The 1,890-nt window shown below is 46.1% G+C and carries 2 protein-coding genes; both read left to right on the forward strand.

Going from position 1 to position 1,890, the window contains the following annotated elements; all coding sequences use genetic code 11:
- Nucleotides 1-972, forward strand: a 972-nt coding sequence (locus tag B7X71_RS16095) for a cytochrome ubiquinol oxidase subunit I (RefSeq protein ID WP_293601473.1), incomplete at its 5' end; no start/stop codon positions are given.
- Nucleotides 973-983: 11 nt separating this feature from the next.
- Nucleotides 984-1,890: cytochrome d ubiquinol oxidase subunit II (locus B7X71_RS16100; RefSeq protein WP_293601474.1), on the forward strand; the 907-nt coding region annotated here is incomplete at its 3' end.

Genomic DNA, 1,890 nt, shown 5'->3' on the forward strand with positions numbered 1-1,890 from the left:
ACTTTTCTAGTTGCCTTTGGAACTAGCTTGTCTGCCTTTTGGATTATTGCCTTGAATTCTTGGATGCAAACTCCGCAAGGTTTCACCATGATTGATGGCAAAGCCCATGCAGCAGATTGGATAGCCATCATTTTTAATCCATCTATGCCTTATCGATTAGGGCATATGATGCTCGCATCATTCTTAACGGTCTCATTCCTTATAGCTGGCATCTCTGCCTATCGTTATTTACGTAATAGTCGATCAATTGCCAATAGCATGGTGATGAAGCTGGCACTTACAGTGGCGATGGTTTTAATCCCCGTGCAAATTATGTTGGGCGATATGCATGGCATCAATACCCTAGAGCATCAGCCCGCAAAGCTAGCGGCGATGGAGGGCATCTGGGAAAGTGGTTCCGGAGTGCCTGCAGTCATCTTCGCTGTTCCTAACCAGGTAACCCGCTCTAATGATTATGAAGTGAGCATCCCCAAATTGGCTTCACTGTATTTAACGCACAGTTGGAATGGCGAAGTAAAAGGCTTAGATGCTTTTGGAGACAAGATTCCACCAGTGGCTCCAGTATTTTTTGCGTTTCGAATCATGGTAGGCGTCGGAGTGCTCATGCTCATAGTTTCTTGGTTTGCGCGTTGGCAACTGCGGGGCACTCGCGCTTTGCCGCAGTGGACCGCTAGAGCCCTAGTTCTGATGACCTTCTCTGGATGGCTAGCTGTTTTGTCAGGTTGGTATGTGACAGAAATCGGTCGTCAACCTTATTTGGTGACTGGGGTATTGACTACGGCCCAGGCGGTAACCACATTGCCATCGAATATGGTCCTATCGACCTTGCTGATGTATATCACCGTCTATATTGGATTGCTTGTCGCTTATATATGGGCAGTGTTTTATTTGGCGCGTCAAGCGGATGAGAAGGGTGCTATTGATGTCCACCCTGTTAAGGCAGCTTCCGTTAAATCTCCACTGAGCGCTTAAAGATGAACTCCATGGATCTCACCCAAGCATCGATATGGTTGCCACTGTTTTTCTTTGTGGCTATGGGTATTGCGATGTTGTCGTATGTTGTGCTCGATGGCTACGACTTAGGTATTGGGATGTTATTGAATCGCGCATCTGATCAGGATAAGGACATGATGATTGCATCCATTGGCCCCTTTTGGGATGCTAATGAGACTTGGATTGTGTTGGGGGTTGGCTTGCTCTTAGTGGCCTTTCCATTGGCACATGGCTTGATCTTGACCGAGCTCTATTTACCAGTCGCTGTGATGTTGCTAGGCCTCATCTTGAGGGGTGTTTCTTTTGACTTCAGGGTCAAAGTCAATATTGAACAAAAGCCTTTGTGGAACTTTTTGTTTTATGTGGGCAGTCTGTTAGCGGCGATCTCCCAAGGCATCATGATTGGACGTCTGATTGTAGGTTTTGAATCAGGCATTTTGGGTTGGCTATTTTCTATCTTGGTCGCCATTTGTTTACCAGCTGGCTACATCTTGCTCGGATCAACCTGGCTTATTTTAAAAACAGAAGGCAATCTGCAAAAGCGAGCTTTTATATGGGCTAAAACCAGTCTGTGGTTAACGGCATTTGGGGTTGCGCTGGTTTCTCTGGCAACACCTTACTTTAGTCCTGAGATCATGCATAAATGGTTTGCTTGGCCGCAGATTCTTTGGCTGTCTCCAGTGCCTATTGCAACCGTAATTCTGTTTTTATTAGCCCATCGTTTTATTGATGCTGTTGAAAAGAAAACCAGCACCCGTGAATGGTTGCCATTTGCCAGTGTGGTCGCTATCTTTTGGCTGTCATTCTTTGGGATTGCCTATAGCATCTTTCCCTATGTCATTATTGGCGAGATGACTCTATGGCAAGCTGCTGCTGCTACCGAATCTTTGTGGGTAA

The organism is Polynucleobacter sp. 39-46-10 (genome assembly GCF_002282275.1).